We start from the raw sequence: 22,862 nt of genomic DNA on the forward strand, positions 1-22,862 counted from the left end.
TTCTTATTTGAATTGCGCGGAAACGGTTTCAGCCTTTCTGGATTCGGAATAATCGTAAAACCCTTCGCCCGATTTCACTCCTAATTTACCGGCCATTACCATGTTCACCAGTAGGGGACAAGGGGCGTATTTGGGATTTTTGAACCCATCGTACATCACGTTCAAAATGGAAAGGCATACATCCAATCCGATAAAGTCCGCCAATTGCAAAGGACCCATGGGGTGTGCCATGCCCAATTTCATCACAGTATCGATTTCCTCAACACCAGCGACGCCATTGTAAAGGGTTTCGATGGATTCATTGATCATCGGCATCAAAATACGATTGGCCACAAATCCTGGATAGTCGTTTACCTCGGTAGGGGTTTTTCCCAGTTTTTTGGAAAGCTCCATAATGGTTTCTGTAACCTCATCCGAAGTGCTGTACCCACGGATAATTTCCACCAACTTCATGATGGGAACCGGATTCATAAAATGCATGCCGATCACTTTTTCGGGGCGATTTGTGGCCGCACCGATTTGGGTGATAGAAATGGAGGATGTATTGGTGGCCAAAATAGCCGATGGCTTGCATACTTCGTCCAAATCTTTGAAAATCTGAAGTTTAATATCTAATTTCTCCGTTGCCGCTTCAACCACCAAATCCGTTTTGGAAACGCCTTCTTTTAGGTTGGTATAAGTGGTGATATTGGCAAGGGTGGCTTCTTTTTTGGAGGCATCGATGACCTCTTTGGCCATCATCCGGTCCAAATTTTTGGTAATGGTAGCCATTCCTTTGTCCAAGGAGGCTTGGGAGATATCCACTAAATTGACTTTGTATCCGTTCTGTGCAAAAACATGGGCGATTCCATTTCCCATGGTTCCTGCTCCAATAACCGCTATTTGTTTCATAAGCTTGTATTTAAAATGCTGGTCCATCCGAGTATTCCGGAGGAACGACGATTAATTATCAAATGATGCAATAATTTGAAGGGCCACACGCAAGGCATTGGTGCCTTGTTCCAAACTTACAACGGGCTTTGTGTCGTTGTTGATGGCATCGGCAAAGGTTTCCAATTCGTCCAAAATGGCATTGTTCACGTCTATTTCGGGGTTTTCAAAATAGATCTGCTTTTTCTCGCCTTCGGCGTTTTGTAAGATCATATCAAAATCGCCAGGATTTTCGGGAGCGTCCTTCATTTTGACCACTTCTACTTTTTTCTCCAAGAAGTCTACCGAAATATAGGCATCGCGCTGAAAGAAACGTGACTTCCGCATATTTTTAAGCGAAATACGGCTCGAGGTAAGGTTGGCCACGCAACCGTTTTTGAATTGGATACGTGCATTGGCAATATCGGGTGATTGGCTGATGACAGAAACACCACTGGCATTGATTTTTTCCACTTCGGAAGGCACTACGCTCAAAATTGCATCAATATCGTGGATCATCAAATCCAGCACAACGGGCACATCGGTCCCCCGCGGATTAAATTCCGCCAAACGATGCGTTTCGATGAACATAGGGTTCTCGATTTTGTCCTTTACGGCCAAAAATGCAGGATTAAAGCGTTCCACATGGCCAACTTGGCCTTTAACACCATGTTTTTTGGAGAGTTCGAGCAGTTGTTCTGCTTCTTCCAAAGTATTGGTGATCGGTTTTTCAATAAAGATGTGCCTTCCTTTTTCAATGGCCTTTTTGGCACAATCAAAATGGGACAGCGTAGGGGTAACTATGTCCACTACGTCCACGGCATCTATTAAATTGTTGATATTGTCGTAATGGGTATACCCAAATTCGGCAGCAACTTTTTTGGCATTGATCTCATCGGGATCATAAAACCCAACAAGTTCATATTTATCCGATTGGTTTAAGAGCCTGAGGTGTATCTTTCCTAAATGTCCCGCACCGAGGACACCAACTTTTAGCATATGACCTGTTTTCGTCAAAAATACGGATATGATGCCAGTTTCCATAAATTTTTGAATGGAACTAAGGGGATATTTTTGGGGAACTTTTTAACTTCGCCCTACCAGACCAGATACCATGAAGGATACGCTCAAACATAGGGGAATGCGCAAAAACTTGGCCGATGTTGTCGCAGCCAAGGGGATAACAGACAAAAAGGTGCTGGAAGCGATAAAAACGGTTCCCAGACATTTGTTTTTGGACAGTGGTTTCGAGGATCACGCGTATCAGGACAAGGCTTTTCCGATTGGTGCCGACCAAACCATTTCACAGCCCTACACGGTGGCATTCCAAACCGAATTGTTGGAGGTGAAACCGAACGACAAGATTTTGGAAATAGGTACAGGAAGTGGTTATCAAACCGCAGTTTTGCTTCATTTACGGGCCAAGGTTTATACCATTGAACGCCAATTGGAGCTCTTCAAGACCACTAAATTGTTCTTCAATAAAATGCATTATCGACCCAAAAAAATGATTTTTGGGGATGGCTACAAAGGATTGCCTGAAGAAGCACCTTACGATGGAATTATTGTTACCGCTGGTGCGCCAGAAGTTCCCAAACCCCTTTTATCGCAATTGAAAGTAGGGGGCAGGCTGGTGATTCCCGTTGGGGTGGATGAACAAATCATGACATTGTTCGTGCGTAAATCCGAAAAGGAATTTGAGAAAAAGGAGTACGGTTCGTTCCGGTTCGTTCCCTTGTTGGAAGATAAAAACTAATTGTTGAAACTCTTTTTGATTCGGGATAGGTTCCGTTTGTTGTCCCGGTCCTTGATGGTTTCCCGCTTATCGTACAATTTTTTACCCTTGGCCAGACCAATGTTCATTTTGGCCAAACCCCTATCGTTGATGAAAACTTTGAGCGGCACAATGGTAAGTCCAGTGGTAGCTACCTCTTTTTGCAGTTTCTTGAGTTCCCTTTTGTTGAGCAACAACTTGCGAACAGCCTTTGGGGCGTGGTTAAAATGACTGGCGTGAGTGTATTCATCAATCTGCATGTTGACGACAAATAGTTCACCTTTGTCATTAAATTCACAAAAGCTTTGCGAAATGGAAGCCTTGCCCAACCGGAGTGATTTTATTTCGGTACCTCCGAGGACGATTCCCGCCGTGTAGGTATCCAAAATTTCATAATCAAATCGGGCTCTTCTATTTTTTATGTTGATATTTTGCTGCATTGGGCACAAAAATATAAACTCTTTGCCAAGAAAATTGTAATGTTATGCCAGATTTTACGAATAAGTACACAAACAACCTTATGAAACGACTTTTAGTTCCCCTTGTACTTGTTTGTGCCATTGGATGCAAACAAGAAGCCAAAGAACAACCAACTGCCCAAGAAATTGTGGACAAATCCATTGCCGATAGTGGAGGGGTATTGTTTAACGACCATACAGTGACTTTTGATTTTAGGGATAAAAGTTATGTTTCCGAAAATGTGGATGGACAAAGGGTTTTTAAGCGGATTTCCGATTTGGACACCACTACGATTATCGATATCAAAAGAGGTGATGATTTTGAACGCTACGTAAACGATTCTTTGGTGCAGGTGCACGATACCATGGCGGTGAAATATGCCAATTCCATCAACTCAGTGCATTATTTTGTGCGATTGCCCTATGGTTTAAACGATGCTGCCGTCAACAAAACTTTTTTAGGCGAGGAGACCATAAAGAACAAGCCTTATTACAAAGTAAAGGTGACTTTTGACCAGCAAGGGGGAGGTGACGATTTTGAGGACACCTATTTATATTGGTTTGATAAAGAAACATTTAAGCCAGAGTATTTGGCCTACGACTTTCATGTTAATGGAGGCGGTCAGCGGTTTAGAAAGGCCTACAATGAGCGCTACGTAGCGGGTATCCGTTTTGTGGACTACGAGAACTATAAACCTCTAAAAGAGGGTACAGGCATTCTAGAAATCGGTCAATTGTACGATAAAGGGGAGCTTGAACTCCTGAGCAAGATCGAGCTGGAAAATATTTTGGTGGAATAGGCCTAATCCATTTTTAATCGGATGTCCGTTGGTACGCCATCAATAATACGGACGATAAACAAACTACTGTTGTCCGAATCATCCATGGCATCATATTTTTCCATGCCGATTATTTTGTTCACCAACATTGGCGTAGTGTTGCTATGGCCGACCACAAGCACATTTTTTCCTTCGTTCTCCAGTTTGAACGCCTCGATATCCATATCGCGAGGGTCGTAATACTTGATATCGATATCTTTTTTGATAGAGGTAGGTGCAGCCGTCATGGAAGTCCTCTCATAATTGGTGGAGTAGACCATGTCCAGAGGGATGGGGTCGAAGACTTCGGCCCAGCGTATGGCCCTGTCCAAACCATCCTGATTGAGCTCTGGGTCCGGGTTTTCAGGATCCGTTCTGTCTTTTTCGGCATGCCTTATAAAATAGAAGGTGGAAATAACAGGATCTTCGGCAATTTTCGTATCTTTTTTGCAGCCGATACTTCCAACGAGTATAATTGCAAGGGCAATTAGGGGTTTGATGGTTCGCATAGTTCTATTCAAAGTTCCCGTATGTTTTTGGTTAATTTGTTTTAAAAGTAACGTTTAATTTTCATTTTCTGGTATGCCCAAGTTTTTGGTTTGTTTATTCGTTATCATAAGTACCTCGTTGACTTGGGGGCAAGAGCCTACGTTGCCGTCCGATTTTAGGCAACATTCGCTCACGCAGTTCAATGCCAGTTTGCTGAATCCTACCTACGCTTTGGACTGGAACAACCCGAATTCCCTTTCGGTATGGACCCGATGGCAATGGCAGAGCATTGATGGTGACCCTTCCACCATTTTCGCCAATTACACCCACCAATTGAATCCAGCTTCAGTAGCATCAGTAGGCTTTTTACAGCACAATACGGGTGTTTTTTTGTACACTGGGGGTAATTTGACTTTTGCCCAAACCTTTCAATTGGATGATGAAATTCAGCTGATGGCCGGACTCAATGTCTTTGCCTTCCAGCAAACAGTTGCTGATGAACAATTTGTGGAAGGTGACGGGTTGGACCCTGTTGCATTGGAGGATTTTGAAGGGTTTAAGGTACAGTTTACCCCTGGATTGCGGTTGATGGTCAATCGATTCAGTGTTGGCCTGGCCTTGGAAAATGCAGTGGGCTTTAATGTTTCCGGTTCCAACGGGCAAAATATGGATAGCTTTCAGAGTGTTACCGGAACGGTGTCGCATGATTTTCCGTTGATGGTTTCGGAGGGTTTGGGAGATAGTTTCGTCCGACCCGTCGTATACGTCAAATCCGTGCCCAATGGCGACACCCAGTTTGGGTTGAATGGGTTGTTCTCCACCTCTAAATTTTGGGTACAGGGAGGCTACAATAGTTTTTATGGTGCGTCAGGTGGTCTGGGAATTACCTTGGCAAAATCCTTTTCTTTGGGTGGATTGATGGAGTTTGCAACGGATAACGCGTTGAGCGAAGAAGACGCCACGTTTGAAATCGTTGCTTCCTATCACTTTGGAAAAACAAAAACAAAGGAAGTTCAGCCGGAAGAGCCGCAAGAAGCCTTACCCGCAGAAACCGTGGAAGAGGAGCCAAACCCACTGGAGGAGGAAATAGAGCAACAACTACTGGAGCAGGAGCGTCGCGAACTTGAGGCAAGAAGACAATTGGAGCGTGTAAAGGACTCCCTAGCGGAAGTACAACGCCAATGGGAACTTATGGAACAGCAACGCAAAAAGGACAGTCTGGAACAATTACAACGGCAGCAGGTGGAGGTTCGACCGAACGAACGCTATGAGGAGGTTGAAAACGAAGAAGGTTTGGAGCCCGGTTTCTATTTGATTGCCAACGTATATGGTACCCAACGATATTTTGAAAACTTCATGAAAACGCTCCGGGAAAAAGGTTTGGAACCCAAATCCTTCTATCGAAGTGTAAACAAGTACAATTATGTGTATTTGGAGCGCTACAATACCATGGATGAGGCCAGAAAGGCCCGAGACAGCAAGTTTTTTGGTAAGTATGCAGAAAAAACCTGGATTTTCCGTGTTAAGGGGAATTGATGTTAGATGGGACGGTCATTTCGAACAAAATGCGAAATCTATTCCTAATTAAATGATACGAGCTTCCTCGTCGCTTTGAGCTGTTGGAATGACAGGCGCTTGAATGAATAAGAAAATGGGCTTTACTTTTTGAGTTCTTGCTTCACCAAAAACTCTAAATACGCAACGGTATTGACCAAGTACTTTCGGTCCTGCATCATGGTGCTCATGGCCACGGCCCCTTGGATCATGGTGAACAATTGCTTGGCAAACTGTAAAGGGGGTACAGGAAGCTTAATTTCGTTTCGGTTCGCTCCATTTTCAAGGACAAGGGCAATCTTGCCCTCAATTTCTTTGACAGTTTCTTTTACCGCCGCAGCAAGGAGCTTGTTGTTGCCTTGGGCATCCACACCAACATTGAGGACGGGGCATCCGCCCATGGGCAGGGTGAATACATCGTACTGCCTGTAAAAATTCAACAGGGCATAAATTCTTGCCAAGGCTTCGTCTCCCGTTTCCAGAGCATTGTCTATTGCCCGCAAGAGCATATTCCGATTGTGCTCAAAAGCGGAGAGCGCCAGGGCTTCCTTGTTTTCAAAATTTCCGTAAATGGCACCTTTGGTGAGGCCTGTAGCTTCGGTAAGGTCACTCATACTGGTGCCTATGTAGCCATGTTTGTTAAAAATGGGTGCTACGGTCTCAATAATGTAAGCGGTGGTACGTTCTGCCTTTTTGGTCATTTTGTTGGTTGCTGTTGGTCGTATCTAAGATATAAAAAATCAAATACTGTACGGTATTTTATAAAAGAAAAGCCCTCACTTTAACAAAGTAAGGGCTTTATCTATGGGCGATTTGGTATTATTCTACCAATTCATTTTGATTTCTGAACACCAACTGATCATCGAAAGAATCCAAGAGCACGATGCTGTCCGAAGTAATTCTTCCTGATAGCAGCTCTTTCGACAGGTTGTTCAACACCTCTTTCTGGATCAATCGTTTTACGGGGCGTGCACCATATTGCGGGTCAAATCCTTTGGCGGCCAAATAATCGATAGCTTCCTCGGTCGCATCCAAGGTGATGTTCTGCTTGGTCAACATTTTCTTCAAGTTGGCCAATTGCAGCCCCACAATATCCTTGATGTCCGATTTGCTCAACGGGGTGAACATGATAATATCATCGATACGGTTCAAGAACTCTGGTCGGATGGTTTTGCGGAGCAATCCCATCACTTCTATCCGTGCCGCCTCCGACGCACTTTCTATATCCTTGGCGTCCTCAAATTTCTCTTGGATGATGTGGCTTCCCATATTGCTGGTCATAATGATGATGGAGTTCTTAAAATCCGCCACACGTCCTTTGTTATCGGTCAACCTACCCTCATCCAATACCTGTAAAAGAATATTGAAGGTATCGGGGTGGGCTTTTTCGATTTCATCCAGCAATATCACCGAATAAGGTTTTCTTCGTACCGCCTCGGTCAACTGTCCGCCCTCATCATAGCCCACGTAGCCGGGAGGCGCACCTACCAATCGACTCACGGAGTGGCGTTCTTGGTATTCGCTCATATCTATCCGCGTAATGGCATTTTCGTCATCGAACAGATAGGCGGCCAAGGTCTTGGCCAACTCGGTCTTACCCACCCCAGTGGTACCCAAGAACAAGAACGAACCGATGGGTTTTTTGGCATCTTGCAGCCCGGCCCTGCTTCTTCGAATGGCGTCGGATACGGCCACAATGGCCTCCTCTTGTCCCACCACACGTTTGTGCAGCACGTCTTCCAGCTTCAAAAGCTTTTCGCGCTCGCTCTGCATCATCTTGTTCACCGGAATTCCGGTCCATTTGGCCACCACTTCGGCGATATCCTCATAAGTGACCTCTTCCTTGATCAAGGTGCCGGCAGTTTGTTGCTCGGACAATTCATTTTGAAGCTTTTCCAACTTCTCTTGCGCCTCTTTGATTTTTCCGTACCGTAGCTCGGCTACTTTACCGTAGTCACCGTTCCTCTCGGCGCGTTCTGCCTCCACCTTATAGTTTTCGATATCCTCCTTGGTTCGTTGGATATTGTCCACCACGGTTTTTTCGCTCTCCCATTTGGCAAAGATTTCGTTTCGCTCTTCCTTGAGGTTGGCCAACTCCAAATTTAGGGACTTTAATTTGGTGGTGTCGTCTTCGCGTTTGATGGCCTCCACTTCAATTTCCAACTGCATGATTTTACGGTCGAGCACGTCCAATTCTTCGGGCTTGGAGTTGATTTCCATGCGAAGTTTGGAAGCCGCTTCATCCATGAGGTCGATAGCCTTGTCGGGCAAAAAGCGGTTGGTGATGTAGCGTTGCGATAGTTCAACCGCCCCAATCACCGCATCATCCTTAATGCGCACCTTGTGGTGGGCTTCATACTTTTCCTTGATACCCCGAAGGATGGAAATGGCACTTTCGGTATCCGGCTCGTCTACCATCACTTTTTGGAACCTGCGCTCCAATGCCTTGTCCTTCTCAAAATATTTTTGATACTCATCCAAAGTGGTTGCTCCAATGGCCCTAAGTTCACCACGGGCCAGGGCTGGTTTAAGGATGTTTGCGGCATCCATGGCACCCTGTCCGCCACCAGCGCCTACCAAGGTATGGATTTCATCGATAAATAGTACGATGTTCCCATCGGAGGAGGTCACCTCTTTGATCACCGCCTTTAGGCGCTCCTCAAATTCACCCTTGTATTTGGCACCGGCAATCAGTGCACCCATATCCAATGAGTAGATGATTTTGTCCTTTAGGTTTTCGGGCACGTCACCTTGCACAATTCGATGCGCCAATCCTTCGGCAATGGCTGTTTTACCTACACCTGGCTCACCTACGAGCATAGGGTTGTTTTTGGTGCGTCGGGAGAGGATTTGCAAAACCCTTCTGATTTCTTCGTCCCTTCCAATAACGGGGTCCAACTTGCCACTATCGGCCAATTGGTTGAGGTTATTGGCGTATTTATCCAAGGAATTATAGGTTTCTTCGGCGCTTTGCGAGGTAACCTTTCCTCCTTTGCGTAATTCTTGAATGGCCGCTTTCAAGTCTTTTTCGGTAACGCCTTGATCCTTTAGGATTTGCGCGATCTTACTCTTGGATTTGAAAATGGCCAAGAGTAAATGTTCCACGGAAACGTATTCATCGCCCATATTTTTGGCGATAATACTGGCTTCGTTGACAGTTTTTCCGGCTTCGCGCGAAAGCATGATTTCTCCTCCGGTCACTTTGGAAAAGCTCTGGAGCTCCTTGTCCAATATTTGATGGATGAGGTTGGTGTTCACGTTCAATTTTTTCAAAATGAAGGGAAGCACATTTTCATCCACCTCGCCAATGGCTTTGAACAGGTGTTCGTTTTCTATTTGTTGATGCCCAAATTCTTGGGCCAATTGCTGGGCCCTTTGAATGGCTTCTTGCGATTTTATGGTAAAATTGTTAAAGTTCATCGTTTTCGTTTTACCGATTAAAGTCAACAACCTTACCATTACCATATTACCGTCAAAATGTCCGATAAAACCAGTGATGGCAAGACATTTAGTCAGTTGTAAGCTTTTTGTTCCCTACCGACTTATCCTATAAATTTGCAGTATGGGAATATTTGACAGCGTCTTCGGAAAAAAGGAGAACACAACAACAAAAAAGGAAGCATTGCCTTGGATTCCATTGGAAGCTATGGACCAATTGGAGGCGATTGCGGAAAAGTCCAATGGCCGACCACAGGTGATTTTTAAGCACTCGAATACGTGCGGCATAAGCCGAATGGTCCTCAATATGTTCGAGGGGTCTTACAATATGGATTTGGATATTGACCTTTATTTTTTGACCATTCAAAACCACCGGGATATTTCCAACCGAATTGCGGAGAAATTTGATGTACTCCACGAGTCTCCCCAATTACTGGTCGTCAAGAATGGCGAGGTTACCTTCCACACCTCGCACGGAGCCATTTCGGATATGGATTTTACCAAGTACCTATAAAAGAAATGATGTACTTATATGTCAGTTCGAGCGGAGTCGAGAACTTAAGGCATCTCGACTCCGCTCGATGTGACACTTTCTTTTAATTGAACTGATACCTCGAGACAATATTTTTGAGGCGCAGTTTTAAGTCTTCGCCAGCATCGTACACCATTTGCTCGTTGGACGGAAAAGGTACCTCCCTAGCGTTCAGGTACAATAGCAAATCGTCTTCCAACGCTCTTTTATCCCCTTGGTAATTCGCAAAGATATGCTCAAAGACAAACTCACTGGATAGGGGGTAGGAGTTGATGACCTGTCCATCCCTTAAATTGGTAAAGCTTACCTTGGCCCCAATTTGGGCACTTTTGAATTGGGTAAATTGGAACAACTTACAAGTAACGGTTCGCATTTTATCCACTTTTATCTTGTTGCCCAAACTATCCTTCACCACATTACCATCTTGGTCCAAAAGGTATTCCCAACCGTCCTTGATCTGTCTTTCCTTAATGACTTGGGTTTCGTTGATACGCTCTGGGGAAATATTGATTTCCATAAAATCTAGGTTCATCGCATAATCATAATTGATGTTTTCCAACGGATTGGTATGGTACTGCAACCAAAAATTTTCAATCCCAAAGGCATTAAAATCCAATAATTCGGCCTCCAAACGTTCTGGGATGATTTGTTGGGTCTGATTGGCAATCTCCACACGTACAAATTCCAGCCCTTTGTTATAGGCCTCATCCATTTTGGCTACCGTTTCCCTATACCCTGGATTGATTTCCTGCAAGTACTTCAAATCATCATAGGCAGCTCGATAATCGGATTTGTATTTGGCCGAGGCCAAAAGGTTCAGGGCATTCTGATACAAATGCTCGGATAGGTCATCCTTGGTATTCAAGATTTGATTGTCGTAGTTCACAAAATTGAATCTGGCATCCCTTCCTTCATCAACAATATACAGCGGTAACAGGGGACGAATCCGTTCCTGTATTTGCTTTAGTTGAACATATTTATTGTAGATGGATTCCAAGTTTGCTGGATTTCCATCATTCTGAAGAAAGGCAATTTCTTGTTGCTCTCTGGCCGCATTTTTGGCAAAGGCCTCTTCTAATAGTACAATAAACTGCTGATGCCCTTTTTTGGTCTTGTTCTCGGCCAAATTTTTAATGGCCTTGTTCATTGCCGCATTGTAATTTCCCGTATTCAGGGCCTCTTGCGTTTTTTTAACACCACTACAGGCGCCAAGAACCATAACTGTAAGTAAGAGTAAAAGTTTTCTCATGGTCATCTACTTTTTGATTTGGTTATGGGAATCCAATAGCTGTGCCAAAAATCCCCAATCTATAAACGAAAAAGGATGAACGGTAGTATATCTTGGATAAAAAGGTTATAAATGGGAGATTTTTGGAAGGATGGGAAACTAACATAATTGTTAATTTCCGTTTGATAAAATTAGCCCTCATTGGCTTTTTTATGCGGATAAATCCCCTTTCAATTCGTAATTTTACGCCCTTAATTAAACTATGGGCAACATGCAACGAGACCAAAAGATTTTTGAACTGATAGCGCAAGAAAACGATAGGCAGCTGGAAGGTATAGAACTGATTGCTTCCGAGAACTTTGTAAGTCCACAAGTGATGGAGGCCGCTGGCTCTGTACTTACCAACAAATATGCTGAAGGCTACCCAGGAAAGCGTTATTATGGCGGTTGCGAAATTGTTGACCAAGTGGAACAGTTGGCCATAGACCGTGCCAAGGAGTTGTTTGGTGCCGCTTACGCCAATGTGCAGCCGCACTCCGGTTCCCAGGCCAATGCTTCGGTTTACCATGCGTGCCTCAATGCAGGTGATACCATTTTAGGTTTTGACCTTTCCCACGGCGGGCACTTGACCCATGGTTCGCCTGTGAACTTTTCCGGTAAATTGTACAACCCTGTGTTTTATGGGGTGGATGAGGAAACCGGACTTTTGAACTACGACAAAATCCAAGAGATTGCCGAAAAGGAGCAACCCAAACTGATCATTGCCGGTGCTTCAGCTTATTCCAGGGACATGGATTTTAAACGTTTCCGTGAAATTGCCGATAGCGTGGGAGCTATATTGTTGGCAGATATATCGCATCCTTCTGGATTGATTGCCAAAGGTATTTTGAACGACCCGATTCCCCATTGCCATATTGTGACCACCACAACACACAAAACACTCCGTGGTCCACGTGGAGGACTTATTTTGATGGGTGAGGATTTTGACAATCCGTTTGGTATCAAACTAAAGAACGGAAACCTGAGAAAAATGTCGGCCCTATTGGATTTGGCAGTATTCCCTGGTAATCAAGGCGGACCGTTGGAGCACATTATCGCGGCCAAAGCCGTTGCGTTTGGGGAAGCCCTTTCTGACGAGTTCCTCCACTACATGGTCCAAGTGAAAAAGAACGCTGCCGCCATGGCGAAGGCGTTTATGGACAGGGATTACAAAGTAATTTCTGGGGGTACCGACAACCACATGATGTTGATCGACCTCCGAAACAAAAACATTACGGGCAAAGATGCCGAAAAGGTATTGGAGCATGCGGATATCACAGCCAACAAGAACATGGTGCCCTTTGATGATAAATCACCTTTTGTTACGTCAGGAATCCGTTTCGGAACCTCTGCAATCACCACCAGAGGCTTAAAAGAGGCCGATATGGAGATCATTGTGGGCTTTATCGACGAAATCCTGACCGACCCGGAGAACGAAACCAAAATAGCTTCCATAAAACAAAAGGTCAACGATTTAATGAAATCGCGACCTCTGTTCAGTGCTTAGTAATTGCTAGTGGAAATTTTTACTCGAAGAGAAAAATGCTCTCTTCGTACAATTTTTTCTGGTGAAGGGAATAAATGTAGGCTTCCTGCCCATCCCCGCGGTCAAAATAGAGGCCCCAATAGTCAAAATAACTGATCGGGCTATCTTCCTCCTGAGTTGAACCACTGGTGCCGACCGTGGCGGTATCCTCAAAAACAGGGACAAAGATTTCATAGGGCATTTCGGTGAGCCCTTTGGTAAAGTAAACAAAGTGCTTGCCAACAGCGGTCAGTATATCGCTGGCCTGTTCGGTGATGCTATGCTTGAACAATCGTGAGATGATGATGGAAGTATCCTCAAAATGCAAGGAAAGTTCCAGAATATCCGTAGGATAGGTACTTTCTTGGTTTAGTGTCTCCAAGGCCTTGGCCAGTTTAGTGGAGATACTGGATTGGCAGTCTTCGGCAAAATCATAGCTGCCCCAATTCCCATCGTTAAAATGTCGAAGACATTCGGCTATTCCAAAGTTATGATGAAGGTGGATGATCAAATCCGTTCTGTTGTTTTGAAAATCCTGCTTGCACTGCACTTTGGCCGTGGCAAAAAAGTACTTTTCCAATACTTTTAGAAAGTCGTCCAGACCATCGGTGGCCACATAGGTTTTTGGACCTTTGTATCTGCTATTTCGTTTGTTAGGGGATGACATGTAGCTATAGATTGGATTCTACTATTCTTTCTACATAAAATTAGGATGAATCTTTGATTTTGGATTGCAGATAATCCTTAAAAATTCTATGGATTTCCCCCAGTTTGTAGGATTTTTAAGGTTTTTTGGCCCATAAACCTACCACAAAATGAAAAGTAAGGCTGCGGTTAGCGCATTGATGGTCAAATAAAGCCTTTGTTTTTTGCTGCCAATATCAAGGCCAAATCGTTCTCGTTTTCTGTACCGAACAAGGTTCTTAAATGACGTTTTCTGTTTTCGATGGAGGAGGGGGAAAGCCTTATGAATTTTTCCAAATCTTTGGTTTTGGTCCCTTTGGACAAATGGTAAAGGATTTGCTTGTCCTTCTCATCAAGGTCTATGTTGTTGGCCATCTTTTTTCTGATGGCGCCAAGTGCTTTGGAAGAGTAGTATGGAGGGTCCAGCATAATGGTCCGCACGGCATCTTCCAAGGTTTTGGGGTCAATATCCGTTTTTACCAAATAACCGTCCGGATCTACGGACTTAAGAATACTGTTGATCCTAAAGTTGTCGCTAAAGGAGGACATAAAAACAATCTTGCTTTCCGGTACGATCTTTCTGGCCAAGATGCCCAAATCTTCCCCACTGTGCGGTTGGTCCTCGTTAGGGGCAAATAATTGAACATCCAAAAACAAGATATCATACCTAAAGGTTTTTGCGGATTCCTCGATCAATTGTTTCCCGGCTTCGAAGGAAGTTGCGGTGTCCACAATGATCTTGTGACCGTCAAAATCGATGCCCTCGAGTATGAACTTGTACCCGAGCATGGTCATTTCATGATCATCGATGGCTAGTATTCTCAGTGTTTTCATGGTAGGTATTACTTATTAATTTGGGGGAGTTGTTTATGCGTTTACCGCTATCGTTGATTGCGGAACGGTGTGTTCCACATAGGAAGCGGGTATCTGTATTTTTATAATGGTTCCGTGGCCAGGTTTGCTGTCAAAATCCACCTTGCCCTTTATTTTTTTGACTCTGGATATAATGTTCTTCAGGCCAATTCCTTTTTTCGCTCGGTTTGGGTCAAAGCCAACACCATCTTCCGAGATATTGAGCTTTAACATATCGTCCGCCAGTTGAAAGGAAATGGACACGTTTTCACTTTTTGCGTGTTTTACACAGTTTTTTAGTGCCTCTTGGACCACCCTGAAGGCGTTGATCTTGATATCGCCCAGCAAATTGTCCCAAGGTACCTTTTTGTCGTAGTCGAAGGTACAGGAAATACCGGATGACTTTTCAATACCGCTGATCATGTCTTCCAACGACACGATAAAATTATGAAATTTTTTGTAGGCTTCATTGTTCAGCTCGTGGGAAATGGTTCGGATTTCCTCCTCAACGGCCTGAAGTTTTTCAATGAACATTGCCCTTTGTTCCATGGAGGCCTGGTCCTCGCGATCGTTAAGGCCGCTCAACATCAATCGGATACCCAACATTTCGCCCAGAATGCCATCGTGGAGCTCCTCGGAAATTCGTTTTTGGGCCATTTGCTTGCCCTCCTGCAATTTTCCTTGTTGGGCGAGCATCAGGTTGTAGATTTCTTGGTTACTTTCCTGTTGTCGCTGTTTAAACTTTAAGCGGTTGTTGCTTATATACAGGGAAATAATGATGAAGGCGGTTACCCCGAACAATAGCATTAGGGTGGAGGATAGTATCCAAATCTGCTTTTCCTGCGTCAGGATCTTGTTCTCTTCGATAATGTCGTCCGTCTCCATGCGGATGCGGCCAAATTTATCCCGTTTGGTGCGTTCCTCTTCCTGTATAATGTCGTTGAGTTGGTAGTACTGCTCAGCATAGGAGGCGGCATGTACCGTATCCAGCCGGGTGAGCAACCGCAGGGCATCCAAGGCGCGATCATTGTTATAGGTTTCCTTGGCAATGTTGTAGGATTCGTTGGCGTTGGCAATGGCATTGAGGGTATCTCCCTTGGCCGCCAAAACCTCGGAATAGTAATAATGTAGCCTGGCCCTGTCGTAGAGGTCACCGGTTGCAGCGTTTATGGTAAAGGCCTCCCGTAACATTTCCTCGGCCTTTTCAGTATCCTTCTCGGTTTTGAGTACCGAAAACGCATAACTTCCCAAGGCTTTTTCATACAGGTCGGGAATCTCTTGTTTTAAATCTGTATTGAATAGTAGTTCTTCGTAAACATTTTTTGCTTGGGTAAAATTTTCTTCATTTAAATAAGTGCTGCCAATATTATTTTGGAGTTTCCAAATCAACTGATTTTTATTTGCCCTATCCGAGTTCTCAATATATTCGCGGGCTGTTTCGTAGGATTCAATCGCTTTCTGGCTATTGCCCAAGCCGTTGGCCAATGTTCCCAACATATTATAGGCATTATATAAGCGATAATCGTCGTCCAGTTCATCAAAGATTTCTATGGCAGCGGCAGCGCTGGTTTCGCCGCCCAAGTAGTCCTTGTAGGCATCCTGTACCCTTGACATATTGTATAGCATACGGGCTTTTAAGGACTGTGAAGTGGAATCTTTTGGAAGATTTTCAAAACTTTCTAAGGCTTTACGGTAATGGTAGAAAGCACTGTCCATAACACCTTTACCTTCTAAAAAAATTCCTAAGTCCCAATTAGAGTAACCCAGTATTTTGTTGGCCTCAGCTTCTTCGGATAATTTCAACAGTTTGGCGTTGGATTGCCGGAAACCCATGGAATCCTTCAATTTCAAATATGCAAGAGACACCTGGGAGAGTTGTTCCAACCGGGTGGAATCCTTGGAAAGGGTCAAGGCCTGTACCTCTGCATCTTGAATATAGGTTCTGCGTTCATCGGGTGATAATTCTTTGGCGGTCTTGGCAATAGTCAGCAGTTGTTGAATGGAGTCGACCTTGGGGTTCCGCACCGTTTCATCGTTGGATACCTGCTGTTTACAGCCCAAAACAAGCAGTAGTACTAAAATGAATACTCCGTTTTTCAAATTTTCCAAATGTTTCTAGTTCCAAGGTAACAAAAAAGCCCCAAAACGGTATCGGTTTGGGGCTGCGTGTTATGTTAAATGTCTTTTACAGTTGTCGACTATCGTTGCGGCATTGTTGCAAGCGTCGCTCGCTGCGTGCTATGAACCCGCGACGTACTCGGTATTCAAGGGATTCCTTCTGATGGTCTTCGGTTAGTGTCTCTTCTTTATCCAAAGCATTGTAATCGACTACTTGGGATTCATCCCTTTGATAAAAAAGAGCAACTACAAAAATTACAATCAGGATAATATTGTAATGTAAGTTGGTTCTAGAGGGATACATTTTAATTTAATCATTTCCTCTTGAATCCGGCTCATTATATTCACCATCAGTTGCATTTTGATCAAGGGTCAGTTGCTCAAACATGGCTTCGGTGTCCTGTACGTCGGTTTCCGTTTCGCAAGAGTAAAATCCAGTGGTGAATAGTGCAAGGGCCAAAATGCTAAATACTTTTTTCATAATTATAGGTTTTTAGGTGTAAAAATTAGGTTTGTGCAGCTAAAGTATTTCGCAATAGGGATGGCCACGCTGTATTTGAAAAAAGCGTAGTATTCTGTGGTAATCTGTTAGAATTTTACCACAATCTGCAAGAATTTTGCTAATTAAGGGCCTTTGCCGAGGTTTTGGAGAGCATGTTCTTAAGGCTGTCCACCTTATCTTTATAGGTTTTGGAGAAGGGGAGTTCCTGTTCTTCCCCGCACCTTAGACTACAGATGGATTTCCCATAATTGATACGGGAGACATATACACTATTGATGATGTAGCTTTGGTGTACACGGATAAAATTCTTGGGCAGCTTTTCCTCGAAAGACTTTAAGGTCTTGAACGCACTGATGATGCTACCGTCCTTCATAAAAAAGTCCGTGGTGTTGTTATCCGATTTGAGATACAGGATGTTTTGGGTGTCCAAATACCGGTAATCCTTATAGGATTTCAGGCAAATGGTGGATGGCGTATCGTGCTTTGGGTGCAATTTGCGCAGTCGTAAAATGGTCTTACGGATATCGAACTCGTTGTGTGGCAGGATCCAATAATCAAAAAAGCCGCTTTTAATGGCGTTGTAGGCGAACTTCTTGGTTTTGGCGTATCCTATAATAATAGGTAAGGACTGCATATACTGATTCAGTTCCGTTACCATTTGAAAGTAGCTTAGGCCATCTTCGCCCAAATTGACGAGCACCACATCGGGATTGTACTTTAAAATGGAATTTAGACCTGCTGAAGCGTTGGTGTCCTCGCTGGCACAAACAAAATCATCGTACTCCTCCAAATACAATTGCAACTGCAATTTTGAGGAGGCATCCGAGTCGATGATGTTGTAGGTATATTCCATGTGCAAATTCCTGATTGCAAGTTACTAAGGCACAAAAAAATCTCATTACAGTTTTCCCTTAAAAAAACTAGGGGTTTCACATCAAAACAGCTATTTTTCTTACATTTTTCCCTAAAAATTCGTTAAATCGAAATGGAGTGTAACAAAACACCCATTTTTTAAGGATTGGTTTTTGAATGCAAAACAGCGTTTTGGAAACGTACTTTCCTTAGCGTTCCATCAAGATGAAAATGAGATGTAAATTGGGGGTTTTTCGTGCTCAGTTAGTTCAGAATATAGGTTTAGTCCGGTTTTTAGGTTACCCTATATTACAATTTGTTGGGAAAGCATCAAAATTTAGGTGACTGGAATTAAGGAGATTGGGCGAAAATTCGATGAATTGCAGCTATTTGATCAATATGATAGTATTTTTTGCTACTAATTGGGGTGTACCCTATAAGAATAGTGCCTGAATTTCCTCCGGCACCCGTTTGGGCCGAAAGGTTTTGGCATCCAGTAAGCACCATTCCGTAACCGCTTTCACCAGCAGCTCGTTGGTTTCCTTGTTTTTGATTTCCACCACCCTTATAGAAATAGGCCCTTGGTTCTTTGCTATGTAGGTATTGACGAGCATGGTGTTCCCGAGCACGGCCGATTTATGATAGGTAATGTTGTGGTTGCGCACCACCCAAATCAAGGATTGCTGTATGGCTTCGGTGGTCACATGGTTCCAGTGCCTCTTGGAAATCTCCTGGATCCATTCCACGTAGCGGATATTGTTCACATGGTTGAGGTCGTCCAGGTCGTTGGGCACCACATCAAAAGCTTCCGAGTAGGTCTTCATCCCTATTTTTTAAGGATTTTCACCTCAAACAGCTTGTCCCAGTTTTTGCCTGTCACAAAAAAGGTTTCCCGTTCGGGGTGGTAGGCCACGCCGTTCAGCACAGAGTTGCCTTCATCCCATTCCGGCCCTCTGGTTACTTGGCTTTGAAGTCCGCCAAAGTTGATCACCCCCTCAATGGCGCCGGAGGTGGCGTCTATGATCATCATGCTCTGTTTTTGGTACACATTGGCATAAATTTTACCGTTCACATACTCCAACTCGTTGGCGCGGTTAAAAATGGACTTATTGGTCACGGTTTCGATATGGCCGGTCTCTTCCAAGGTCTCAGGATCTAAAAACCAGATTTTTTCGGTGCCGTCACTTTTATAAAGTTTCTCGCCATCGTTGCACAAACCCCATCCTTCGCGGCTTTTACCATAGGTGAAGTTTTTGATTTTCTCCAGAGTCTCGATATCGTACACATATCCCATCCCGCTTTGCCAGGTCAACTGGTACAGCTTACCATCCATGATCGTAATGCCTTCACCAAAGACTGAAGCGTCCATATCAATTTTTTGCAGTACCTCACCGGTTTTAAAATCGACCTTTCGGAGCGTAGAAAAACCTGTTTTTCCCGTGCCTTCGTACAACACGCCATTGTGGAATTCCAGTCCTTGGGTGTAGGCCCCGGTATCGTGCGGGTAGGTATTCAGGATTTCATAGGTGTATACTTCCGGTGCAGAAGCGGCCAATAAGCGGAAGTCTTTTTCTACCGAGACGTTTTGGTCTTCAATATTGAACTTTGCCACCAAGGTTTTATTGCCCAAGGTGGGGAGGTCAAGGGTCAACTTACCGTTTTCAACGGGCATTTCCTTTCCGTCAATATAATAGCGTAGGTCCGATATTTCAATGTCCTTTTTGTTCTTGAGGGCTACTCCCAATTGTTGATTTTGCTGTATGGCCTTGTTTTCCAGTTGGATGGAAAAATGCTTGGCCGGGTCGGCATTGCCACCGCAGGCCAAAAAGAAGAGCAAGGCCCCGGTTGCGAAAAAAAGTTTGCCCATATTTTTTATTGCTTGTATCATAAATTGTTACTCCTGAATCTTCGAAATTAAGAATGTATTGGGATTGCCACAAATTTAAAAGGTCGTATATTTGCAGCCGGGCAAGTCCTACACGACCAGCTCCTGCAGAATCCCCCAGGGCGGGAACGCAGCAAGGGTATGTGGTCGTAGCGGTGCGATGTAGGTAGCTTGCCCTTTTTTGTACCCAAAAATCAGCTGATCATGGATAAAAAAGTTGTACTGATCACCGGCGGTTCTTCAGGTATTGGTAAATCCATCGGGACCTACTTGGTCCAAAAAGGGTTTACGGTTTACGGTACTACGCGCAATCCAAAAAACTATCCCGATTTTAAGGCTTTTGAACTGGTTCAATTGGATGTAACGGATGTGGAAAGCATCCAAAAGGCCGTTTCCAATGTAATTTCCAAAGAGCATAGATTGGATGTTTTGATAAACAACGCTGGGGTTGGCATTACCGGACCCATTGAAGAAACCCCACACGAAGAGATATTGCGCGTGTTCGACACCAATTTTCATGGTCCTGTGCATGTAATGAAGGCCGTTTTGCCGCAAATGCGCAGGCAGGGCGGCGGGGCTATTATCAACATCACCTCCATTGCGGGGTACATGGGATTGCCTTATCGAGGATTCTACTCCGCCACCAAAGGTGCGTTGGGCATCCTAACCGAGGCCCTGCGCATGGAAACCAAGGATTTTGGCGTGACCATTACCAATGTGGCTCCCGGTGATTTTGCTACCAATATTGCATCGGGCAGATACCATGCACCGGTTATCGAAGGCTCTGCCTACCAAGAAAAATACCAACAGACCCTAAACGCCATCAATGCGGATGTGGACAGTGGGGGAGACCCGATACAGGTAGCGGAGGCCGTGTACAAGATCATCAACCAGAAAAAGCCGAAGATACACAACCCCGTAGGTGCATTTTTACAAAAATTTTCCCTTAGGTTAAAAAAGATTTTACCCGACAAAGTCTACGAAAAATTACTCCTCGACCATTATAAATTGTAATTTTAGGGGATTAGTGAACCAATTATAAATAGTAAGAAATGAAGTTTTTTATTGATACTGCCAATCTTGACCAAATTAAGGAAGCCCAAGAACTCGGTGTTTTGGACGGTGTGACCACCAACCCTTCCCTAATGGCGAAGGAAGGCATCACCGGAAAGGATAATATTTTGAAACATTACGTGGACATTTGCAACATTGTGGATGGTGATGTTTCTGCAGAGGTAGTGGCCACGGAGTTTGAGGAAATCATAAAAGAAGGTGAGGAGTTGGCCGAGCTGCACGAACAGATTGTAGTGAAAGTACCCATGATCAAGGATGGGGTAAAGGCATTAAAATATTTTTCGGATAAGGGTATCCGTACCAATTGCACTTTGGTATTCTCCCCAGGGCAGGCGCTATTGGCCGCTAAGGCAGGAGCCACCTACGTATCCCCTTTCTTGGGACGATTGGACGACATTTCTACCGATGGCCTTAATTTGATCGCCGAAATCCGTTTGATTTATGACAATTACGGTTTTGAGACCCAAATATTGGCCGCATCCATCCGTCACACCATGCACGTGATCGATTGTGCAAAACTTGGTGCCGATGTAATGACAGGTCCATTGTCGTCTATCGATGGATTGTTGAAACACCCATTGACCGATATTGGCTTGGCCAAATTCTTGGAAGATTACAAAAAAGGAAACTCCTAGATGTAAGAGTACTTAAATATTGAATGGCCCTGAATGAAAGTTCGGGGCTTTTTTATTTATAGTGAAGTGTAGAGATTGGCAAAACCATCGACCACCAAAGTGTCCTTGGCAATCACGCATTTGTTGAGACCATCAATAATCATGGCCATTTGCAAATCCTTGAAATTATCGCCATGGTAATGCTTGCCCGCATCGAGTTTGTACTCGTCCATAAGCTGTTTCCACTGCGCAAAGTTGGTCCTAAGGTTGATGCCCACAAAATTGTAATGCGGATATTTTTTCTCCAAAGAAGTAATGTGTGTGTTCACATTGATAAAATGCTTCTTTTGGTCGGCAGTCCAAAAATAAAATACGGTGTTCTTTTTATCGTTGGCCAATGTTTTTAGGGAAATCGCCTCATTGTTGATGTCCTTTACAGCAATATCGGGGACTGTGGTGTTGGGTTGGAGGTTTTTGATGCCATTGTAAAGCAAATCGATTTCCTCTTGGTGTTCGTTATTGGTGGAAAGTGATTTGAACTTTTCAATAAAAACGGTGGCCTCTTCACTGGGTGTGTGCTCGCGAAGCAGATAATCCATCGCAATGTTCCTGAAAAGAATGTCCCTTAACTCAGGTTGCTTCACAATACTGTCCACCAAAGCAAGCTTATGCTTATTAAAGTGTAGGCGGTCGCTCACCGGTTTTTTATTGTTGGAGCAATCTTCCAAGCAGGTCATGTAAGCCACATTGCCAAAATGCCACTTCATAAAATCGAAATAAGGCCTAAAGTAGGTGAGGTCCTTATTGTTCAGGTCAATGTTTGTGCGATACCTATAAAATTCTTCGGGAAGTTCGTGGATGGTTTCTTCGCCAGTTCCTTTTTTATGGTAAAACGGATATTTTTCCTTGTTGATATAAGTGTTGTAGTCAATGGAAGCCTCTGCCATGGCCAGTGCCCTTGGGGTAAACTCGTTGTCTGCATTCAATTCGTTCAACAAAGCCACTTTGACAGTATGTAGGGAGTCTATTTTTTCGCTAAACGTTTCAGGGTCTAGGTTGAAATATTCATTGATCAAAGGCTCTTCTTCCTCAATCGCAAGGAAAATCTCTATCAAAAAGTTGTTGATTTCACTTCCTGTGCCGGAATATACCAGTGATTCGTCAAACTCGACGGTATTCAAACGGGCCAAAAGGCTGTCCCCTTCGGAAAGGTAAACATATTGTAGTTCGGGGCTATGGTCAAAATGGTAAAGTCCTTCTTCAATGCTGTCCAGTTGGAACAAAAAGTGGTTTTTATCGTCCAATTGTACGGAGTCCACATAAGAATCGTTGTGGTATAGCACCACATAATTGCTGGTTGGATTCACAATTTCGCCACCGAAAAAAACTGTAGAACCGTTTTCTGGGGCATCAGAACACGATACGATAGAAGCTACCAAGGTGAGGCCGAGTAAAAATCTTACCATATATAGGGGACCATTCAATTGACTTTCAAATGTAAGCAACCCAAGAAGCCT

Annotated in this window: 23 protein-coding genes and 1 other RNA gene; 8 read left to right on the top strand and 16 right to left on the bottom strand. The window is 44.0% G+C overall.

The genetic code is table 11. The features are described from left to right. Window positions 1–3: 3 nt before the first annotated feature. Both RBB12_RS07205 and RBB12_RS07210 read right to left on the bottom strand, forming a co-directional pair. Window positions 4–891 (bottom strand): 3-hydroxyacyl-CoA dehydrogenase family protein, encoded by an 888-nt coding sequence (locus tag RBB12_RS07205; protein ID WP_306013084.1) that lies wholly within the window; start codon window positions 889–891, stop codon window positions 4–6. 51 nt (window positions 892–942) lie between these two features. Then, window positions 943–1,908 carry a Gfo/Idh/MocA family protein gene (locus RBB12_RS07210; protein ID WP_306013083.1) on the bottom strand — a complete coding sequence of 322 codons (966 nt, stop codon included), beginning with the start codon at window positions 1,906–1,908 and terminating at the stop codon, window positions 943–945. A gap of 115 nt (window positions 1,909–2,023) precedes the next feature. Between RBB12_RS07210 and RBB12_RS07215 the strand changes: the two genes are divergently transcribed. Then, a complete protein-coding gene (locus RBB12_RS07215) occupies window positions 2,024–2,665 on the top strand; it encodes a protein-L-isoaspartate(D-aspartate) O-methyltransferase (protein WP_179383899.1) in 642 nt (213 codons plus the stop codon). Here the strand turns inward: RBB12_RS07215 and smpB are convergent. Continuing rightward, complete coding sequence (gene smpB / locus RBB12_RS07220) at window positions 2,662–3,123, bottom strand: SsrA-binding protein SmpB (RefSeq protein WP_127141703.1); 462 nt, start codon at window positions 3,121–3,123, stop codon at window positions 2,662–2,664. The two genes, RBB12_RS07215 and smpB, sit on opposite strands and share 4 nt — an antisense overlap. Window positions 3,124–3,203: 80 nt before the next feature. Here smpB and RBB12_RS07225 point away from each other — a divergent pair, with 80 nt between their 5' ends. Next, window positions 3,204–3,941, top strand: coding sequence for a DUF6503 family protein (locus RBB12_RS07225; RefSeq protein WP_306013082.1), 738 nt, complete (start codon window positions 3,204–3,206; stop codon window positions 3,939–3,941). A gap of 2 nt (window positions 3,942–3,943) precedes the next feature. Here RBB12_RS07225 and RBB12_RS07230 read toward each other — a convergent pair whose 3' ends face one another. Further along, window positions 3,944–4,468, bottom strand: coding sequence for a SixA phosphatase family protein (locus RBB12_RS07230; RefSeq protein ID WP_306013081.1), 525 nt, complete (start codon window positions 4,466–4,468; stop codon window positions 3,944–3,946). 73 nt (window positions 4,469–4,541) lie between these two features. Here RBB12_RS07230 and RBB12_RS07235 point away from each other — a divergent pair, with 73 nt between their 5' ends. Continuing rightward, window positions 4,542–5,984 carry a PorP/SprF family type IX secretion system membrane protein gene (locus tag RBB12_RS07235; RefSeq protein WP_306013080.1) on the top strand — a complete coding sequence of 481 codons (1,443 nt, stop codon included), beginning with the start codon at window positions 4,542–4,544 and terminating at the stop codon, window positions 5,982–5,984. Between the two features lie 122 nt (window positions 5,985–6,106). Here RBB12_RS07235 and RBB12_RS07240 read toward each other — a convergent pair whose 3' ends face one another. Continuing rightward, window positions 6,107–6,703 (bottom strand): TetR/AcrR family transcriptional regulator, encoded by a 597-nt coding sequence (locus RBB12_RS07240; RefSeq protein WP_306013079.1) that lies wholly within the window; start codon window positions 6,701–6,703, stop codon window positions 6,107–6,109. A 118-nt stretch (window positions 6,704–6,821) separates the two neighbouring features. Beyond that, entirely contained in the window at window positions 6,822–9,422 is a 2,601-nt protein-coding gene (gene clpB, locus RBB12_RS07245; RefSeq protein ID WP_306013078.1) for an ATP-dependent chaperone ClpB, read from the bottom strand. Between the two features lie 142 nt (window positions 9,423–9,564). Between clpB and ytxJ the strand changes: the two genes are divergently transcribed. After that, window positions 9,565–9,954 carry a bacillithiol system redox-active protein YtxJ gene (ytxJ, locus tag RBB12_RS07250; protein WP_306013077.1) on the top strand — a complete coding sequence of 130 codons (390 nt, stop codon included), beginning with the start codon at window positions 9,565–9,567 and terminating at the stop codon, window positions 9,952–9,954. Between the two features lie 82 nt (window positions 9,955–10,036). Here ytxJ and RBB12_RS07255 read toward each other — a convergent pair whose 3' ends face one another. Then, entirely contained in the window at window positions 10,037–11,221 is a 1,185-nt protein-coding gene (locus RBB12_RS07255) for a hypothetical protein (protein ID WP_293282408.1), read from the bottom strand. A gap of 250 nt (window positions 11,222–11,471) precedes the next feature. Here RBB12_RS07255 and glyA point away from each other — a divergent pair, with 250 nt between their 5' ends. Then, window positions 11,472–12,746, top strand: a complete 1,275-nt coding sequence (gene glyA / locus RBB12_RS07260) for a serine hydroxymethyltransferase (protein ID WP_293288802.1) — start codon at window positions 11,472–11,474, stop codon at window positions 12,744–12,746. A gap of 19 nt (window positions 12,747–12,765) precedes the next feature. Here glyA and RBB12_RS07265 read toward each other — a convergent pair whose 3' ends face one another. The 8 genes from RBB12_RS07265 to RBB12_RS07300 form a co-directional block, all read right to left on the bottom strand. Then, window positions 12,766–13,431 (bottom strand): hypothetical protein, encoded by a 666-nt coding sequence (locus tag RBB12_RS07265; protein ID WP_306013076.1) that lies wholly within the window; start codon window positions 13,429–13,431, stop codon window positions 12,766–12,768. Window positions 13,432–13,613: 182 nt separating this feature from the next. Continuing rightward, entirely contained in the window at window positions 13,614–14,282 is a 669-nt protein-coding gene (locus RBB12_RS07270) for a response regulator transcription factor (RefSeq protein ID WP_179383890.1), read from the bottom strand. 33 nt (window positions 14,283–14,315) lie between these two features. Next, window positions 14,316–16,400 (bottom strand): tetratricopeptide repeat-containing sensor histidine kinase, encoded by a 2,085-nt coding sequence (locus RBB12_RS07275; protein ID WP_306030754.1) that lies wholly within the window; start codon window positions 16,398–16,400, stop codon window positions 14,316–14,318. Between the two features lie 85 nt (window positions 16,401–16,485). After that, window positions 16,486–16,722, bottom strand: coding sequence for a hypothetical protein (locus RBB12_RS07280; protein WP_293282416.1), 237 nt, complete (start codon window positions 16,720–16,722; stop codon window positions 16,486–16,488). A gap of 6 nt (window positions 16,723–16,728) precedes the next feature. After that, window positions 16,729–16,899 carry a hypothetical protein gene (locus RBB12_RS07285; protein ID WP_293282417.1) on the bottom strand — a complete coding sequence of 57 codons (171 nt, stop codon included), beginning with the start codon at window positions 16,897–16,899 and terminating at the stop codon, window positions 16,729–16,731. A gap of 139 nt (window positions 16,900–17,038) precedes the next feature. Then, complete coding sequence (locus tag RBB12_RS07290; protein ID WP_293282418.1) at window positions 17,039–17,773, bottom strand: LytR/AlgR family response regulator transcription factor; 735 nt, start codon at window positions 17,771–17,773, stop codon at window positions 17,039–17,041. A gap of 433 nt (window positions 17,774–18,206) precedes the next feature. Continuing rightward, entirely contained in the window at window positions 18,207–18,596 is a 390-nt protein-coding gene (locus RBB12_RS07295; RefSeq protein WP_306013074.1) for a thioesterase family protein, read from the bottom strand. Window positions 18,597–18,598: 2 nt separating this feature from the next. Next, on the bottom strand, window positions 18,599–19,639 hold the full coding sequence (locus RBB12_RS07300; protein WP_306013073.1) for a glutaminyl-peptide cyclotransferase: 1,041 nt from the start codon (window positions 19,637–19,639) through the stop codon (window positions 18,599–18,601). 99 nt (window positions 19,640–19,738) lie between these two features. Here RBB12_RS07300 and ffs point away from each other — a divergent pair. From ffs to fsa, 3 genes are all read left to right on the top strand, one after another. Next, an RNA gene (gene ffs / locus RBB12_RS07305) (signal recognition particle sRNA small type) lies at window positions 19,739–19,837 on the top strand. A gap of 24 nt (window positions 19,838–19,861) precedes the next feature. Continuing rightward, window positions 19,862–20,671 (top strand): SDR family oxidoreductase, encoded by an 810-nt coding sequence (locus RBB12_RS07310; protein WP_306013072.1) that lies wholly within the window; start codon window positions 19,862–19,864, stop codon window positions 20,669–20,671. A 38-nt stretch (window positions 20,672–20,709) separates the two neighbouring features. After that, a complete protein-coding gene (fsa, locus tag RBB12_RS07315) occupies window positions 20,710–21,366 on the top strand; it encodes a fructose-6-phosphate aldolase (RefSeq protein ID WP_293288820.1) in 657 nt (218 codons plus the stop codon). Window positions 21,367–21,422: 56 nt separating this feature from the next. Here fsa and RBB12_RS07320 read toward each other — a convergent pair whose 3' ends face one another. Continuing rightward, entirely contained in the window at window positions 21,423–22,811 is a 1,389-nt protein-coding gene (locus RBB12_RS07320) for a TlpA family protein disulfide reductase (protein ID WP_257023961.1), read from the bottom strand. Window positions 22,812–22,862: the final 51 nt, after the last annotated feature.

Source organism: Allomuricauda sp. MMSF_3307 (assembly GCF_030733585.1).
In the GTDB taxonomy this organism is placed as follows: Bacteria; Bacteroidota; Bacteroidia; order Flavobacteriales; family Flavobacteriaceae; genus Flagellimonas.

Bases quoted from the DNA above. Each gene is read 5' to 3' on its own strand.
- RBB12_RS07205 (WP_306013084.1), bottom strand. From the start codon at position 891: ATGAAACAAATAGCGGTTATTGGAGCAGGAACCATGGGAAATGGAATC.
- RBB12_RS07210 (WP_306013083.1), bottom strand. From the start codon at position 1,908: ATGCTAAAAGTTGGTGTCCTCGGTGCGGGACATTTAGGAAAGATACAC.
- RBB12_RS07215 (WP_179383899.1), top strand. From the start codon at position 2,024: ATGAAGGATACGCTCAAACATAGGGGAATGCGCAAAAACTTGGCCGAT.
- smpB (WP_127141703.1), bottom strand. From the start codon at position 3,123: ATGCAGCAAAATATCAACATAAAAAATAGAAGAGCCCGATTTGATTAT.
- RBB12_RS07225 (WP_306013082.1), top strand. From the start codon at position 3,204: ATGAAACGACTTTTAGTTCCCCTTGTACTTGTTTGTGCCATTGGATGC.
- RBB12_RS07230 (WP_306013081.1), bottom strand. From the start codon at position 4,468: ATGCGAACCATCAAACCCCTAATTGCCCTTGCAATTATACTCGTTGGA.
- RBB12_RS07235 (WP_306013080.1), top strand. From the start codon at position 4,542: ATGCCCAAGTTTTTGGTTTGTTTATTCGTTATCATAAGTACCTCGTTG.
- RBB12_RS07240 (WP_306013079.1), bottom strand. From the start codon at position 6,703: ATGACCAAAAAGGCAGAACGTACCACCGCTTACATTATTGAGACCGTA.
- clpB (WP_306013078.1), bottom strand. From the start codon at position 9,422: ATGAACTTTAACAATTTTACCATAAAATCGCAAGAAGCCATTCAAAGG.
- ytxJ (WP_306013077.1), top strand. From the start codon at position 9,565: ATGGGAATATTTGACAGCGTCTTCGGAAAAAAGGAGAACACAACAACA.
- RBB12_RS07255 (WP_293282408.1), bottom strand. From the start codon at position 11,221: ATGAGAAAACTTTTACTCTTACTTACAGTTATGGTTCTTGGCGCCTGT.
- glyA (WP_293288802.1), top strand. From the start codon at position 11,472: ATGCAACGAGACCAAAAGATTTTTGAACTGATAGCGCAAGAAAACGAT.
- RBB12_RS07265 (WP_306013076.1), bottom strand. From the start codon at position 13,431: ATGTCATCCCCTAACAAACGAAATAGCAGATACAAAGGTCCAAAAACC.
- RBB12_RS07270 (WP_179383890.1), bottom strand. From the start codon at position 14,282: ATGAAAACACTGAGAATACTAGCCATCGATGATCATGAAATGACCATG.
- RBB12_RS07280 (WP_293282416.1), bottom strand. From the start codon at position 16,722: ATGTATCCCTCTAGAACCAACTTACATTACAATATTATCCTGATTGTA.
- RBB12_RS07285 (WP_293282417.1), bottom strand. From the start codon at position 16,899: ATGAAAAAAGTATTTAGCATTTTGGCCCTTGCACTATTCACCACTGGA.
- RBB12_RS07290 (WP_293282418.1), bottom strand. From the start codon at position 17,773: ATGGAATATACCTACAACATCATCGACTCGGATGCCTCCTCAAAATTG.
- RBB12_RS07295 (WP_306013074.1), bottom strand. From the start codon at position 18,596: ATGAAGACCTACTCGGAAGCTTTTGATGTGGTGCCCAACGACCTGGAC.
- RBB12_RS07300 (WP_306013073.1), bottom strand. From the start codon at position 19,639: ATGGGCAAACTTTTTTTCGCAACCGGGGCCTTGCTCTTCTTTTTGGCC.
- RBB12_RS07310 (WP_306013072.1), top strand. From the start codon at position 19,862: ATGGATAAAAAAGTTGTACTGATCACCGGCGGTTCTTCAGGTATTGGT.
- fsa (WP_293288820.1), top strand. From the start codon at position 20,710: ATGAAGTTTTTTATTGATACTGCCAATCTTGACCAAATTAAGGAAGCC.
- RBB12_RS07320 (WP_257023961.1), bottom strand. From the start codon at position 22,811: ATGGTAAGATTTTTACTCGGCCTCACCTTGGTAGCTTCTATCGTATCG.